The 13,715-nt window shown below is 74.3% G+C and carries 11 protein-coding genes; 5 read left to right on the top strand and 6 right to left on the bottom strand.

The features are described 5' to 3' along the window. Positions 1-1,482, top strand: coding sequence for an amidase (locus tag AC6EH9_RS14515; protein ID WP_498424111.1), 1,482 nt, complete (start codon positions 1-3; stop codon positions 1,480-1,482). Positions 1,483-2,026: 544 nt separating this feature from the next. On the opposite strand, the gene AC6EH9_RS14510 is transcribed toward AC6EH9_RS14515, so the two are convergent. From AC6EH9_RS14510 to AC6EH9_RS14500, 3 genes are read right to left on the bottom strand one after another with little or no spacing between them, the layout of a single operon-like run. Continuing rightward, positions 2,027-2,929, bottom strand: coding sequence for an alpha/beta hydrolase (locus AC6EH9_RS14510; protein ID WP_498424109.1), 903 nt, complete (start codon positions 2,927-2,929; stop codon positions 2,027-2,029). Beyond that, positions 2,926-3,570, bottom strand: a complete 645-nt coding sequence (locus AC6EH9_RS14505; RefSeq protein ID WP_498424108.1) for a TetR/AcrR family transcriptional regulator — start codon at positions 3,568-3,570, stop codon at positions 2,926-2,928. Before AC6EH9_RS14505 ends, AC6EH9_RS14510 begins: the two co-directional genes overlap by 4 nt. Further along, entirely contained in the window at positions 3,567-4,940 is a 1,374-nt protein-coding gene (locus AC6EH9_RS14500) for a flavin-containing monooxygenase (RefSeq protein WP_498424107.1), read from the bottom strand. Before AC6EH9_RS14500 ends, AC6EH9_RS14505 begins: the two co-directional genes overlap by 4 nt. Before the next feature lie 126 nt (positions 4,941-5,066). On the opposite strand from AC6EH9_RS14500, the gene AC6EH9_RS14495 reads away from it, so the two are divergent. The 3 genes from AC6EH9_RS14495 to AC6EH9_RS14485 all read left to right on the top strand — a co-directional run bounded on the left by AC6EH9_RS14495 (position 5,067) and on the right by AC6EH9_RS14485 (position 7,561). Beyond that, complete coding sequence (locus tag AC6EH9_RS14495) at positions 5,067-5,861, top strand: SDR family NAD(P)-dependent oxidoreductase (RefSeq protein ID WP_498424106.1); 795 nt, start codon at positions 5,067-5,069, stop codon at positions 5,859-5,861. Continuing rightward, a complete protein-coding gene (locus AC6EH9_RS14490; RefSeq protein ID WP_498424105.1) occupies positions 5,858-6,844 on the top strand; it encodes an SDR family NAD(P)-dependent oxidoreductase in 987 nt (328 codons plus the stop codon). The genes AC6EH9_RS14495 and AC6EH9_RS14490 overlap by 4 nt, the downstream gene beginning before the upstream one ends. Before the next feature lie 339 nt (positions 6,845-7,183). Then, complete coding sequence (locus AC6EH9_RS14485) at positions 7,184-7,561, top strand: hypothetical protein (protein WP_498424104.1); 378 nt, start codon at positions 7,184-7,186, stop codon at positions 7,559-7,561. 138 nt (positions 7,562-7,699) lie between these two features. Here AC6EH9_RS14485 and AC6EH9_RS14480 read toward each other — a convergent pair whose 3' ends face one another. Both AC6EH9_RS14480 and AC6EH9_RS14475 read right to left on the bottom strand, forming a co-directional pair. Next, positions 7,700-8,695, bottom strand: coding sequence for a putative endonuclease domain-containing protein (locus AC6EH9_RS14480; RefSeq protein ID WP_498424103.1), 996 nt, complete (start codon positions 8,693-8,695; stop codon positions 7,700-7,702). A 250-nt stretch (positions 8,696-8,945) separates the two neighbouring features. Next, the gene (locus tag AC6EH9_RS14475; protein ID WP_498424102.1) at positions 8,946-11,126 is read right to left on the bottom strand and encodes an acyl-CoA dehydrogenase family protein; all 2,181 of its coding nucleotides are present in this window, start codon (positions 11,124-11,126) and stop codon (positions 8,946-8,948) included. 99 nt (positions 11,127-11,225) lie between these two features. On the opposite strand from AC6EH9_RS14475, the gene AC6EH9_RS14470 reads away from it, so the two are divergent. Continuing rightward, positions 11,226-12,911, top strand: coding sequence for an AMP-binding protein (locus AC6EH9_RS14470; protein WP_498424101.1), 1,686 nt, complete (start codon positions 11,226-11,228; stop codon positions 12,909-12,911). A gap of 32 nt (positions 12,912-12,943) precedes the next feature. On the opposite strand, the gene AC6EH9_RS14465 is transcribed toward AC6EH9_RS14470, so the two are convergent. Further along, positions 12,944-13,714: a tyrosine-protein phosphatase gene (locus AC6EH9_RS14465; RefSeq protein WP_498424099.1), complete on the bottom strand. Its 771-nt coding sequence runs from the start codon at positions 13,712-13,714 to the stop codon at positions 12,944-12,946. Position 13,715: the final 1 nt, after the last annotated feature.

Raw genomic sequence — 13,715 nt, 5'->3', positions numbered from 1 at the left:
GTGGCCTCGGGGCGTTCCGCCTCGGGGCGTGCGGCCTCGGTGGGGGCGGCGTCGGGGGCGTCGCTGGGTGGCCGCGACGCGACCGGGCTGGCCGCCGCGATCGCCGCCGGCGAGCTGTCCGCGCGCGAGGTCGCCGAGGACGCGATCGCCCGGATCGAGCACGGCGACGCCGAGCTCAACGTGATGGTGAGCCGGCGCTACGAGCAGGCGCTGGCCGAGGTCGAGGCCGGTCTGCCCGACGGCCCGCTGCGCGGCGTGCCGATCCTGATCAAGGACCTCGGCACCGAGGTCGCCGGGCTGCCGGCGACCGGCGGCTCCCGGCTGTTCGCCGAGGCGGTGGCGACCCGCGACAGCGAGATCGTCGCCCGCTACCGACAGGCCGGAATGGTGGTGCTCGGCACCACCAACACCCCGGAGTTCGGGCTGAACGCGAGCACCGAGCCGACCTGGCAGGGCCCGACCCGCAACCCCTGGGGCACCGACCGCTCGCCCGGCGGGTCCAGCGGCGGGTCGGCGGCCGCGGTCGCCGCGGGGATGGTGCCGGTGGCCCACGCCAGCGACGGCGGCGGGTCGATCCGGATCCCCGCCTCGGCCTGCGGCCTGTTCGGTCTCAAGCCGAGCCGCGGCCGGGTCAGCACCGCGCCGTCCACGGCCTCGCTGGCCAACCTGGTCAGCGTGCAGCACGCGGTCACCACCACGGTCCGCGACAGCGCGCTGCTGCTCGACGTCGCGGCGGGCCCGCTGCCCGGTGACGCCTTCGCCGCGCCCACGCCGGCCGCCTCGTTCACCGAGCTGGCCGCGCGGACGCCGGGACGGTTGAGGATCGGCCTGTACACCTCGTTGCCCGGACGTCAGACGCACCCGCGCTGTGTCGAGGCCACCCTGCGCGTCGCCCAGCAGCTGGAGGAGCTCGGCCACGAGGTCACGCCCATCGACGCGCCGTACGACCCCGGGCAGGTCGCCGCCGACTCCAGCGTGGTGATGGGCGCTCACCTCGTCGTCAGCATCGACGACCGGCTCGCCGAGCTCGGCCGGACGCTGCGCGAGGACGACGTGGAGCCGTTCACCCGGATGATGTACGAGCACTACTCCACCCTCTCCGCGGCCGACCTGAACCGGGCGCTGCGCGCGGTGCAGGACATCGGCTGGCACGTCGGCGCCGCGTTCACGTCGTACGACCTGCTGCTGTGTCCCACGCTCGCCCAGCCGGCGCCGCCGCTCGGGCTGCTCGACACCACCCGCCCGGAGAGCATCTACGAGCACGCCACGACGTACTCCGCCTTCACCAGCGTCTTCAACGTCACCGGCTCGCCGGCGGTGTCGGTGCCGGCGGGGCTGGACGGCACGGGCGCGGACGGCACCGGACTGCCGATCGGGGTCCAGCTCGTCGCCGACCTCGGCGGGGAGGGCCTGCTCCTCGCGGTCGCCACCCAGCTCGAGCAGGCGATGCCCTGGCCAAGGACGGTCCCGGGCCGCGCCTGACCGACGCAGCGTTGCCCTGTCTGGGTGGCGCCGCCCGCTCCGCCCCTGTGGGTTGTGTGTCCCTGGGCGCGGTATGGCGCGTGGTCAGGCACACGAGCCGGCGTCGGCCTGTCTGGGTGGCGCTGCCCGGTCCGCCGCTGGGGGGTTGTGTGTCCGTGGGCGCGGTATGGCGCGTGGTCAGGCACACGAGCCGGCGTCGCCCGCTCTGGGTGTCGTTGCCCGCTCGCCCGCTGTGGGTTGTGTGCCCGTGGGCGCGGTATCGCGCGTGCTCAGGCACACGACCCGGCGTTGCCCTGAATGACTCGTGTCGCCCGCTCCGCCCCCTGTGGGTCGTGTGTCCGTGGGCGCGGTAGGGCGCGTGGTCAGGCACACGACCCGGCGTTGCCCTGAATGACTCGCGTCGCCCGCTCCGCCCCCTGTGGGTCGTGTGCCCGTGGACGCGGTATGGCGCGTGCTCAGGCACACAACCAGGCGTTGCCCGCTCCACGACCCGGGGCCGCCACGACCCGGCGCCGCCCCCTCCAGCGCCCCGACACGCCCCACCTCAGCCGACCGCGAGCGCGCGGGTCAGGAACGCCACCTGGTGGGCGACCACCCGCTCGTGCTGGGACTTGCCCGGCCAGACGTCGAAGTGGTCGCAGGGGTAGTGGCGTACCTCGGCGCGCCCCGCGAACGCCGCCCGGGCGGCCGCGTGCGGCGGGGCGCTGCGGTCGAAGTCCGCGATCTGCACCAGCAACGGCGCCCGCAGCTCGGCGGCGTGCCTGCCCGGGCGCACCCGGCCCAGCTCCAGCGTCACGCCGGCGTCCACCTCGTTGCGCCAGGTGGGCCCGGCCAGCGAGCGGTAGTCCTCCAGCGCGCCGTCCAGGGTGAGCGCCCCCAGCTCGCCGGGCCGCGCCACCAGCGGGATCATCACCTGCCCGCGCCCGGCCAGCTCGGCGACCCGGCCGCGGACCCCGGCCGCGCTCGAGCGCAGCAGCTGGCCCGGGCGGTGGTGCTGCAGGGCGAGTCGTCCGGCGGCCAGTCCGTCGACCAGCGGGGTGAGCGAGACGACCGCGGCCACGTCGTCGCGCCGGGCGCCGGCGGCCAGCACGTGACCGCCGGCCAGCGAGACGCCCCACAGCACCAGGCGCTGCGGGTCGACGCCGTCGAGACGCGCGGCGGCGTGCATCGCCGCCCGGTAGTCCTCGACCTGGCCCTGCGCGGAGACCCGCTGGCGTGGCGTCCCGTCGCTGGCGCCGAAGCCGCGGTAGTCGAAGGCGAGCACGTCCAGCCCGGCCGCGGCCAGCGCGGTCGCGAACGGCGCCAGGCCGGAGTCCTTGGTACCGCCGAGCCCGTGCGCCATCACCACCACCGGTCGCCCCGCCGCCGAGGCGAGGGCGTCGGAGGCGGCGGTGAAGTGCCACGCGTCGCAGCGGGTGCCGTGGGAGTCGAAGGAGATCGGGGTCATCGGGGGGTCCCTTCGGTGGACGGGTCGAGGTGGCCGTGGACCGAGCGCAGCCAGATCGCGATGGTGGCCTCGGCCAGGCCCGCGCGGTCGGCGTCGGCGACGTAGGTCAGTCGCGCGAGCAGGCTCTCGTTGAGGTCGAGCAGGACGGTCGCGAGGTGTACGGCGTCCGGTCCGGGTGGCGCGGCTCCGCGGGCCCGCTCCGCCTCGATCATCGCCGCGATCCGCTCCACCAGCATCCGGCGCCCGGTCTCCCACATCCCACGCACGCCCGGCGAGGCGTCGTGCGCCTCGAGCAGCGCCCGGTGCAGGTGGCGGTGGCGGTCCCAGATGTCGACCAGGCCGTGGACGGTGCTGGTGATCCGCTCGCGCGGCGGGTCCTGCCCGACCAGTACGTCGGTGACCGCGAGGATCTCGTCGTACATCTCCTGCGAGACCGCCGCGACCGCCGCCGCGAGGTTCTCGAAGTAGAAGTAGAACGCCGAGCGGGTGACCCCGGCGCGATGCGAGATGTCGGCGATGTTCACCGGCTCGAGGTCGCCGCCGGTCTCGCGCAGCACCTCGTCGAGGGCACGCAGCAGCTCCGCGCGTCGTACGTCGCCGCGCGGGGCCGGGCGGCGGTCGCTGGGCAGGGCGCGGTTCACGCGGAGGCCCCGGCGCCGGCCTGGTCGAGGGCCCGGCCGGCCAGCCTGGGCGCGCCGTGCGCGCGGGCCCGCGCCAGCCCGGCCGGGATCTCCTTGGTGCGCATGTCGTGCTCGTAGAGGAAGTAGTCGACCTGCTGGGTGTGGCGCGGCGTGGGCACCATGTGGCCGGTGTACTTCTGCTGCTCGGCGAGGATCACCCGCTCCATCTCGGCGACGTCGGGCAGCCGGTAGCGGCCCACGGCGTACGCGCCGACCAGGCGGGCCTGGGCCTCCACGAACGGGAACAGCGTGGGCGTGGACTGCGCGAAGCCGACCAGGGCCAGGTCGTCGACGCCGGGCTTGAACATCCGCTTGTACAGCGGGATGTGGTTGTCGGGCGCGGAGAGGAACTCGGGGTCGAAGAACGGGAAGGTGATGTGGTAGCCGGTGGCGTAGATGATCACGTCGAAGTCGGCGCTGGTGCCGTCCTCGAAGTGCACCGTCTCGCCGTCCAGGCGGGTCACGTTCGGCTTGGCGGTGACGTCGCCGGAGCCCAGCCGCAGCGGCAGCTCGACCGACTGGGTGGGGTGGGCCTCGAAGAACTTGTGGTTCGGGGTGGGCAGGCCGATCTGCTCGGGGCGCCCGGTCATCTTCGGCGTCCCGAACTGCACCATCCGGCGCTGCCAGGCGTAGGGGATGCCGGGGTAGGTCTTGAAGTACTTGTCGGCCGGGGCGCCGGCGATGTACTTCGGCACGATCCAGGCGCTCGAGCGGGTGGAGAGCACCACGGTGTTGTCGAGGGTGCGCGAGGACAGCTCGACGGTGATGTCGGCGGAGCTGTTGCCGATCCCGACGACGAGGATCCGCTTGCCGCTCAGCCCGTGGCTCTGCGGGTCCACGTAGTGGTGGGAGTGCATGGTGGTGCCGGTGAACTCGCCGGGGAAGCGCGCGTAGCGGGGGTCCCAGTGGTGGCCGTTGCCGACCACCAGGAAGTCGAAGTGGCGCAGGTCGCCGCGCTGGTCGCGGATCTCCCAGCCGCCGCCGTCCAGGCGGCGCGCGTGCTCGACGCCGTTCTCGAACTCGATGTGCTCGCGCAGGCCGAACGCGTCGGCGTACCCGTCGAGGTAGTCCTTGATCAGCGTGTGGTGCGGGAAGTCGGGGTAGTCCTCGGGCATCGGGTAGTCGCGGAAGGACAGCTGGTGCTTGGAGGTGTCGATGTGCAGCGAGCGGTAGGCGCTGCTGGCGCCGTTGGGGTTGCCGAACGCCCAGTTGCCGCCGACGCGGTCGGAGAGCTCGAAGACGGTGTGCGGCACGTCGTAGTCGTTGAGCATCTTCGCGCTGGTCAGGCCGCTGATGCCGGCGCCGATGATCGCGGTGGTGGGTCCGGGCACGAGGGCTCCTAGCGGGGAGGGGCGGCCGGGGTGTGAGTCAGTTCACAGCGCGGCCTGTCGCTGGGCGACGCTAGGGGCTAGGTTGACGGGCGTCAAGAGACGTCGACACGCATCAGGAGACCGCCCGTGAACGCACCGCCCCCGTCGTCGGGACCCGCCGGCAGTCCCGTCGCCGTCGTCGTCGGAGGTGCCTCCGGGATCGGTCGCGCCACCGCCCGGGCGCTGGCCGCCGAGGGCTGCCGCGTCACCGTGGCGGACCGCGACGCCGGAGGCGCCGCCGCGGTCGCCGAGTCGCTCGAGGGCGCGCACGCGGCAGCGGTGGACGTCTGCGACGAGCCGGCCGTCGAGGCCCTGCTCGACGAGGTGCTGGCTCGGTGCGGGCGCCTGGACACCGTGGTCAGCACCGCCGGCGTCGGCGGGCTGGGAGCGGTCACGGACCTGGCGGTGGAGGAGTTCCGCGGCCTGGTCGACGTCAACCTCACCGGCTCCTTCCTGGTCGTGAAGCACGCCGCGCGGCGGATGCCCGCAGGCGGGTCCATCACCCTGCTCAGCAGCCTCAACGCCCGGCAGCCGGCGGCCGGGATGGCGGCGTACTGCGCGGCCAAGGCGGGGGTCTCGATGCTCACCGAGGTCGCCGCGCTCGAGCTCGGACCGCGCGGGATCCGCGTCAACGCGGTGGCGCCCGGGCTGGTGCTGACGGCACTGACCGAGGGGTCGATGGAGATCCCCGGGGTGCGCGAGGACTACGTCGCGAACACCCCGCTGGGGCGGGTGGGCACCGCGGAGGAGATCGCCGAGGCGGTGGTCTTCCTGACGCGTGCTCAGTGGCTGACCGGCGAGGTCATCGACCTCAACGGCGGCGCGCACCTGCAGCGCTACCCCGACCTGCTCGGCCACGTGCAGCGGATGCTCGACGCATGAGCGACTCGCCGACCCCGGGAGCGCCGGTCCCGACCACCGACGACGTGCTCGCCGGCATCACGCTGACGGGTATGACGTGTCTGGTCACCGGCGCCACCAGCGGCCTCGGCCTGGAGACCTCGCGGGCGCTGGCCTCGGTCGGCGCGCGGGTGCTGATGGCGGGCCGGGACGCGGCCCGCTGCGCGGAGGCGACCGAGCGGGTACGGGCCCTGGTGCCGGGGGCGGCGGTGGAGAGCGTGCTGCTCGACCTGGCCTCGCTGGCGTCCGTGCGACGCGGCGCCGCGGACGTGCTGGCCCGGGTCGACCGGCTGGACCTGCTCGTCAACAACGCCGGGGTGATGTTCACGCCGTTCGGGCGCACCGAGGACGGCTTCGAGCTGCAGTTCGGCACGAACCACCTCGGACACTTCGCGCTGACCCGGCTGCTGGAGCCGCTGCTGGTCGCCGGCTCCCGGGTGGTCAACCTCAGCTCCGCGGGGCACAGCATCGCCGACCTCGACCTCGACGACCCGAACTGGCAGCGCCGCGACTACGAGAAGTTCGCCGCCTACGGGGCGTCGAAGACCGCCAACATCCTGTTCACCGTCGAGCTCGACCGGCGCCTGCGCGAGCGCGGCGTCCGGGCGTACGCCGTACACCCGGGCATGGTCGCCACCGACCTCGCCCGGCACATGGACCGCGACGACTTCAAGCGGATGGCGGCGATGGCGGCCGCGGTGAAGCCCTCCGCTGGTGAGGGGGCGTCGGGTGGTGGGGCGTCCAGTGGCGGGGCGTCCGGGGACGCGAAGCCGCGGATGAGCTTCCTCGACGTCGAGCAGGGCGCGGCCACCCAGGTGTGGGCGGCCACCTCGCCGGAGCTGGCGGACATCGGCGGCGTCTACCTCGCCGACTGCGCGGTGAGCCCCCGGCACCGCTCGTACGCCGTGGACCCCGAGCGCGCCCGTCGCCTCTGGGACCTCTCCGAGCACCTCACCGCCCCCTGACCCGCCCGCCCCAGTGACCCACGGGTAACTGGAGATTCCCGTGCACCTGGTGCGTGCGATCCTCCAGTTACCTCCGGGTAGGCGGGGCGGGCGCAGGAGCAGGGTGTCCGGGCGACGTGCACGATCGTCCCGACCTCGTGCTGGGCGGCCTCCTTTTTCGCCCTTCCCCGGGCGCTTCGAGATGACGGGCCGCGGAGGTGAGCACGGCCCAGAACCGACAGCCCGGGAAGGTCGAGACTCATCAAGATGAGAATGCCGCTGCAGGCGGCTCCGATCAGCCCGAAGGCTGGCTTTCGCGTTTGCCAACACCCGGGCTGGGGTGTCGCTAGGTTCTGCCTGGTGAAGTCCGAGAAGCAGGCGTCTGTGCTGTGGCTGCCGTCAATGGCTTTCTGCAACGCCTGGCTCGCAGCCTTCTTGCTCTCGCACCTGCATGATCCCCTTGCTCCGAAGTATTGGCCTGCCTTCTTGGTTCTGGCCGGTGTCAGCTGTGTGGGGTCCTGCGCCAGGGACTGTGTGCGCTTGTGGCGGGTGCCTGGCCGGGCCGCGTCCTATCCACTCCGTGTCACCGTGATCTCGCTCGGCCTGCTCAGTGGCCTGGGCTCTACCGTGGCTTTCGTTGGCAGCTCGCACTGGGAGTGGCTCATTCCTGGCGTGCTCGCGTTGTACTTCGCCGTCCTGTTCGCCCGCGAGCGCGGGCGGCTCCCGCAGCACTCCTAGGCAGCTCCCGCAGCACTCCTAGGCAGCTCGCGCCGACGCTCCGCCGGCGGCGGAGCAGGGGGCCCGCGGGACGGACCGGCCTCGCGCCTCTCGTCGCAGCAGACCGCGTAGCGGGGCGGGGACACAACGCCACGCGGGTCACCGCCGAGAGAGGACGCAGGTGCGGCCGCACGGCTGGGGCGCGCCGGGCCATCCGCGCGCTTGGAGCAGCGCAGCGATCCGGGCGGTGGTCTGGCACGGACGCTCGTGGACCTGGCCCCACCCCAACCGCACGGTGACGCTGCCCGTCAGTGCGGCATCGAGGTCCCGCTCGAGGTCGCGATCTCGTTGGCGGGCCACCTCGTGGAAGAGGCGACCGTCGAGCTCGACGACCAGCCCCCACTCGTCGTACCCCACGTCGCGCAGCGCCAGCCCCGCGCCGGCGACGGAGCGGGACTGGCGAACTCCGCGCGGCAGGGCGTGGGCACGCTCGACCTGGGTGAGGTAGCCGTGCTCCAGGACCGAGCAGGTGCCCTCGGCGAGGTCGCGCAGCACGGAGTCCAGCCATCGCCGGCGTCGCAGTCGCCGACGGCCATCAAGGGCGAGGCGGAGCCGGTGCGGGGTGGTCCAGCGGGACTGGCAGAGGTCCGCGAGACCGGCCACCGCGGCGAGGTCGGTGTCGGCCTCGGCGGCCACGTCGAGTGCGGCCTGCTCCACGCGGACCCGCGGCGGGCCGGTGTTCCACAGGACGTGACCGTCCAGGTGGCGGTAGCGAGTGAGGCGGTAACCCTCGGCCACGACCAGTCGCCGGTCCTCGGCCACCCCCACGTGGATCGCGGCGCCGTCATCGTGGTGGCGCCAGCCGGGACCGGCCGCGGCGCGCAGCGCGGAGCTGCCAGCGAGCGCGGCGGGCTCGTGGAAGAGCACGCCCGCCCACGCCCGCTGCAGCCAGGTGGGCTCGCCGGTGTGGTCGACGTACACGCCGGGCAGCATCGGCGCCCACTCCCGGCGGCGGAGCTTGCGGGCGATGTCGTGGTCCGAACCGCCGAGGGCGAACACCTGCCGGCGCGCGACCACGCCTGCTTGGCCGACCGCAACGGCGGCGAGGGCCGCGTCCACGGCGGACGGGGTGCTGGTGTGCGCCGGTTCTCCCATGCCGGGATCCTGCGGCCGGCCGGTACACCGCGCCAGAGGGAGATGGCCGCCTGTGGAGAACGACGCGCGCACCGGATGCTCCCCGGCGAGTTCACGCCGACTCGGCCGCCGTACGCCGCGAGTTCACGCCGACTCGGCCGCCGTACACCGCGATTTCGCGCCGACTCGGCCGCCGTACGGCGCGAGTTCACGCCGACTCGGCTGCCGTACGGCGCGAGTTTGCGCCGACTCGGCCGCCGTACGGGGTGGGTTAGTCGCGGGGGAGGCCCAGGATCCGCTCGCCGATGACCGAGAGCAGGATCTGGCTGGAGCCGCCGGCGATCGAGTGGGCGCGGGCGCTGAGCATCTCGCGGGTCACCGGGCCCCGGACCAGGCCCTCGTTGCCGACCAGCTCCAGTGACAGCTCGGCGGCGTCCTGGCGGGCCCGGACGCCGACGATCTTCTGCACCGACGACTCCGCGCCCGGCTGGGCGCCGCCGATGCGGGCCAGCAGCGCGCGGTGGCCGAGCAGGGCCGTGGTCATCGTCTGCGCCACCAGGTGACCGAGCCGGTCGTCGACGAGGTCGCCGGTGTGGGCGCTCGCGCGGGCGACCAGCTCCTCGGTACCGCTGCCCATCGAGGAGCTGCCGCCCATCTCCACGCGCTCGTTGGCCAGCGTGGTGCGCGCCAACCGCCAGCCGTCGTTCACCTCGCCGACCACGCAGTCGTCGGGGACGAAGACGTCGTCGAGGAAGACCTCGTTGAACAGCGCCTCGCCGGTGATCTCGCGCAGCGGGCGGATGTCGAGCCCGGGGGTGCGCATGTCGACCAGGAAGTAGGTGATGCCGCGGTGCTTGGGCGCGTCCTTGTCGGTCCGCGCCAGGCACACGCCCCAGTCGGCCTGCGCGGCCATCGACGTCCAGACCTTCTGCCCGCTCAGCGACCAGCCGCCCTCCACCCGGGTGGCGGTGGTCGACAGCGACGCCAGGTCCGAGCCGGCGCCGGGCTCGCTGAACAGCTGGCACCAGGTGATGTCCCCGCGCAGGGTCGGCATCGCGAACCGCTCGACCTGCTCGGGGGTACCGCCGGCCAGGATGGTCGGCATCGCCCACCAGCCGATCACCAGATCGGGGCGCGAGACCCCGGCGCGCTCCAGCTCCTGGGCGATCAGGACCTGGGCGGCCGGCCCGGCGTCGCGTCCGTACGGCGCGGGCCAGTGCGGCGCGTAGAGGCCGGAGTCGGCCAGCGCCGCCCGCAGCTCGCGCCCGGACTTGCCGGCCAGCTCGCCGGCCAGGCGACGTACCTCCTCGCGCTCGGCCTCGACCTCGCCGAGCTCGACGCCGAGGTGGCGGCGCTCGCCGGCGCGCACCAGCTGCGCCAACCGGATGCGCCACCGCGACGAGCCGCCGAGGCTCTGGCGCAGCACCAGCGCGCGGCGCAGGTACAGGTGGGCGTCGTGCTCCCAGGTGTAGCCGATCCCGCCCAGCACCTGGATGCAGTCCTTGGCGTTGTCCACCGCCGCGTCCAGGGCGACCGCGCCGGCCACCGCGGCCGCCAGCGAGCGCTCGCCCGGCTCGGCCACGGCCGCGTCCCACGCCGCCACGCGGGCCTGCTCGGTGCGGCACAGCATCTCCGCGCACAGGTGCTTGATGGCCTGGAAGGAGCCGATCTTGCGCCCGAACTGCTCGCGCAGCCCGGCGTACGACGCGGCGACCTGGAGGGCGCGCCCGGCGATCCCCGCCGCGAGGGACGCGGCGAGCAGCAGGTGGGCGTCCTCCACCTCGTGCTCGGCGAGCCCCGTCAGCGCCACGGCCGGGGCCTCGTCGAGCTCGACGGTGGCCAGCGGGGTGGCCAGGTCGAGGCTCTCCAGCGCGCTGAGTGCGACGCCCTCGCCGGGCAGCACCAGACACCAGGTCCGCGCCCCGTCCAGCTCGGCGGGCACCAGCAGCGCGGCCTCGGCGCAGGCGCCGACCACGGCGCCGAGCGACCCGGTGAGCCGCAGCGCACCGTCGGCGGCGGGGGCGCCGCCAGCGACAGCCGGCGCGGCGACGCCGGGGGAGGCGATGGCCACCGGCAGCTCCCCGGCGAGCACCTCGTCGCGGGCCTGCGCCGCCGAGCCGGACAGGGTGGCCCGGCCGAGCAGGTGCGCGGCCGTGGCGGTGGCCACCAGCGGGCCGGGGACGCACTCGACCCCGGCCTGCTCGACCATCACCGCGAGGTCGACCAGGTCGGCCTCGGCGCCGCCGTGCTCCTCGGGGACGGTGACCGCGAACATCCCGAGCTCGGCCAGCCCCGGCCAAATCTTGCGCCACGCGTCGGCGGACTCGTCACGCGCGGCCTCGAGCACCTGGGCCGAGCGCGCGAAGGAGCGCACCGCGTCCTGGACGGCGGCCTGCTCGGGGGTGGTGGCGATGCCGGCGGAGCCGGTCCGGGGGCCGCTCTGAGAACTCATGCAGGCACCGTCCCCGGTTCCTCGCGTGCGCGTCCGCGCGCCTCCCGGTGAGCGGGAGAGCAGCGGCGCGTCGCGCGTCCGACTGGTCGGATGACGCCCGTGGAGACCTTTGCCGAGATCGTGCGCAGCCGAGCCGGGGACGATGCGGTCGGCCTGCTCTTCGAGGACCGTTCCTGGACGTGGGCCGAGGTGGTCCAGGAGTCCGCGGACCGGGCCGCGGCGTTGCTCGCCGCGGTGCCGGCGCCCGAGGGCCGCCAGATCCACGTCGGGGTGCTGCTGGAGAACGTGCCCGATTTCGTCTTCTGGCTCGGCGCCGGCTCGCTGGTCGGCGCGGTGGTGGTCGGGATCAACTCCAGCCGCAGTGCCGCCGAGCTGGCCGTCGACATCCGCCACGCCGACGTCGACCTGATCGTCACCGAGGAGCGGCTGGCCCACCTGGTCCGCGACCCCGCCGGCGCCCCGAGCACGTCGGCCGGTGGGCACGGCGTACCCGAGGAGCGGGTGCTGGTCGTCGACACCGCGCCGTACGACGCGTGGCTGGCGCCGCACCGGGGCGCCGCGCTGCCGGACGACGCGCCCGCGGCCGACGACATCGCGCTGCTGCTGTTCAGCTCCGGGTCCACCGGCGCGCCGAAGGCGGTGATCGTCGGCCAGGGACGCCTGGGCCGGCTCACCTCGGCGATCGTGGGGCGCATCGGGCTGGACCGCGAGTCGGTGACCTACCTGACCATGCCGCTGTTCCACGGCAACGCGGTGATGATGAACCTGGCCCCGGCGATGGCGGTCGGCGCCCGGGTCGGGATGGCCCGCAAGTTCTCCGCGAGCCGGTTCTCCGAGGACGTGCACCGCTTCGGCGCCACCTACGTGAACTACGTGGGGCGCGCGCTGTCCTACGTGCTGACCCGTCCCGAGGACCCGCGCGACCGCACCGGCACGCTGCGGCTGGCCTACGGCACCGAGGCCTCCGAGGCCGACGTGACCCGCTTCGGGGAGCGCTTCGGCTGCGTGGTGCAGGAGGGCTACGGGATGAGCGAGGGCGTGTTCCGGATCAACCGGACCCCCGACACCCCGCCCGGGTCGCTGGGCAAGCCGGCCGGCGACGTCGACGTGCGGGTCCTCGACGAGGCGACCGGGCTGGAGTGCCCCCGGGCCGTCTTCGACGCGGCCGGCCGGCTGACGAACCCCGAGGCGGTCGGCCAGCTCGTCGGGGTGGGGCTCGCGCACACCTTCGAGGGCTACTGGGCCAACCCCGGCGCGATGGCCGAGCGGGTGCGCGGCGAGGACTTCTGGGCCGGGGACCTGGCCTACCGCGACGCCGACGGCTGGTTCTGGTTCGCCGGGCGCTCCTCGGACTGGCTGCGCGTGGACTCCGAGAACTTCGCCGCCGCGCCGGTCGAGCGGCTGCTGCAGCGCTTCCCCGGCGTCACGTCGGCGCCGGTCTACGCCGTACCCGACCCGGCCACCGGGGACCGGGTGATGTGCGCGCTGGAGCTGGAGGCCGGGGCGGTCTTCGACGCCGAGGCGTTCGGCGCGTTCCTCGCGGCCCAGCCGGACATGGGCGCCAAGTGGTGGCCCTCGTTCGTGCGCCTGGTCGACGCCGTGCCGCTGACCGGCAGCAACAAGGTCGACAAGGCCCCGTTGCGCGCCGCGGCCTGGCTCACCGACGACCCGGTGTGGGTGCGGGTCGGACGCACCGCCCAGTACGCCCTGCTCGACGAGCACGTCCGCGCGGCCCTCGAGGCGGAGTTCGCCGCGCACGGGCGCAGCGCGCTGGCGCCCGCGTAGCCCGTCCAGCCGCGCGTGGCGCACCGTCCGGCTCAGCCCTCGACGAGCACCTGCCCGAGCCGCTCCAGCTCCGAGTCGCGCAGCCCCACGCCGAGCAGGTAGGAGCGGGCGTCGCCGTGGGTGGCCCGGAGCCGCTCGAGGAAGCGCTCCATGCTGGCCGGCTCGGCGGTGAACGACTCCTCCGGCAGCGCCGCGAGCCGCTCCTCGTAGGCCGGCAGCGACCGGATCCGGCCGAAGATCGCGTCCAGGTGCTCGCGGGTCCGGGCGTAGTCGGCGACGATCTCGTCGTCCTCGACGCCCACCGCGGAGAGGACCAGGGCCAGCGCGACGCCGGTGCGGTCCTTGCCGGCCGTGCAGTGCACCAGCGCCGGGACGCTCTCGGGCTGCACCAGCAGCCGGACCAGCGCGGTGACCGAGTCCGCGGAGTGCGCCAGGTAGCGCAGGTAGTGGCTGGAGACCCGCTGCGCGGGGTCCGCCGAGGTGGGGTCGTGCTCCCACGCGCCGCCGGCCCGGAACGGCAGGTGCGCGACGCGTCGCTCCAGCGCGCCGAGCACGGGGTTGGTGGACTGGCTGACCTCGAGGTCGCTGCGCAGGTCCACCCGCACCCGGATGCCGAGGTCCTCGACGAGCACCCGCGCCTGCGTCTCGTCAACGAACGACGTGGTGGCGCTGCGGTAGAGCACGCCGTGGCGGGTGCGAGCGCCGGTGGCCGTGCGCAGTCCGCCCACGTCGCGCAGGTTGGGCAGATCGGGCAGGCCGGGCAGCTCGGGCCGGCCGGGCAGGGTGCTGTCGGTGCTGGTCATC

This window comes from Nocardioides sp. Z21_20 (assembly GCF_059766585.1).
Note: the sequence above shows the minus strand (reverse complement) of the source record. Positions and strands in the feature narration are given on the sequence as shown.

Bases quoted from the DNA above. Each gene is read 5' to 3' on its own strand.
- AC6EH9_RS14475 (WP_498424102.1), bottom strand. From the start codon at position 11,126: ATGAGTTCTCAGAGCGGCCCCCGGACCGGCTCCGCCGGCATCGCCACC.
- AC6EH9_RS14490 (WP_498424105.1), top strand. From the start codon at position 5,858: ATGAGCGACTCGCCGACCCCGGGAGCGCCGGTCCCGACCACCGACGAC.
- AC6EH9_RS14480 (WP_498424103.1), bottom strand. From the start codon at position 8,695: ATGGGAGAACCGGCGCACACCAGCACCCCGTCCGCCGTGGACGCGGCC.
- AC6EH9_RS14510 (WP_498424109.1), bottom strand. From the start codon at position 2,929: ATGACCCCGATCTCCTTCGACTCCCACGGCACCCGCTGCGACGCGTGG.
- AC6EH9_RS14465 (WP_498424099.1), bottom strand. From the start codon at position 13,714: ATGACCAGCACCGACAGCACCCTGCCCGGCCGGCCCGAGCTGCCCGGC.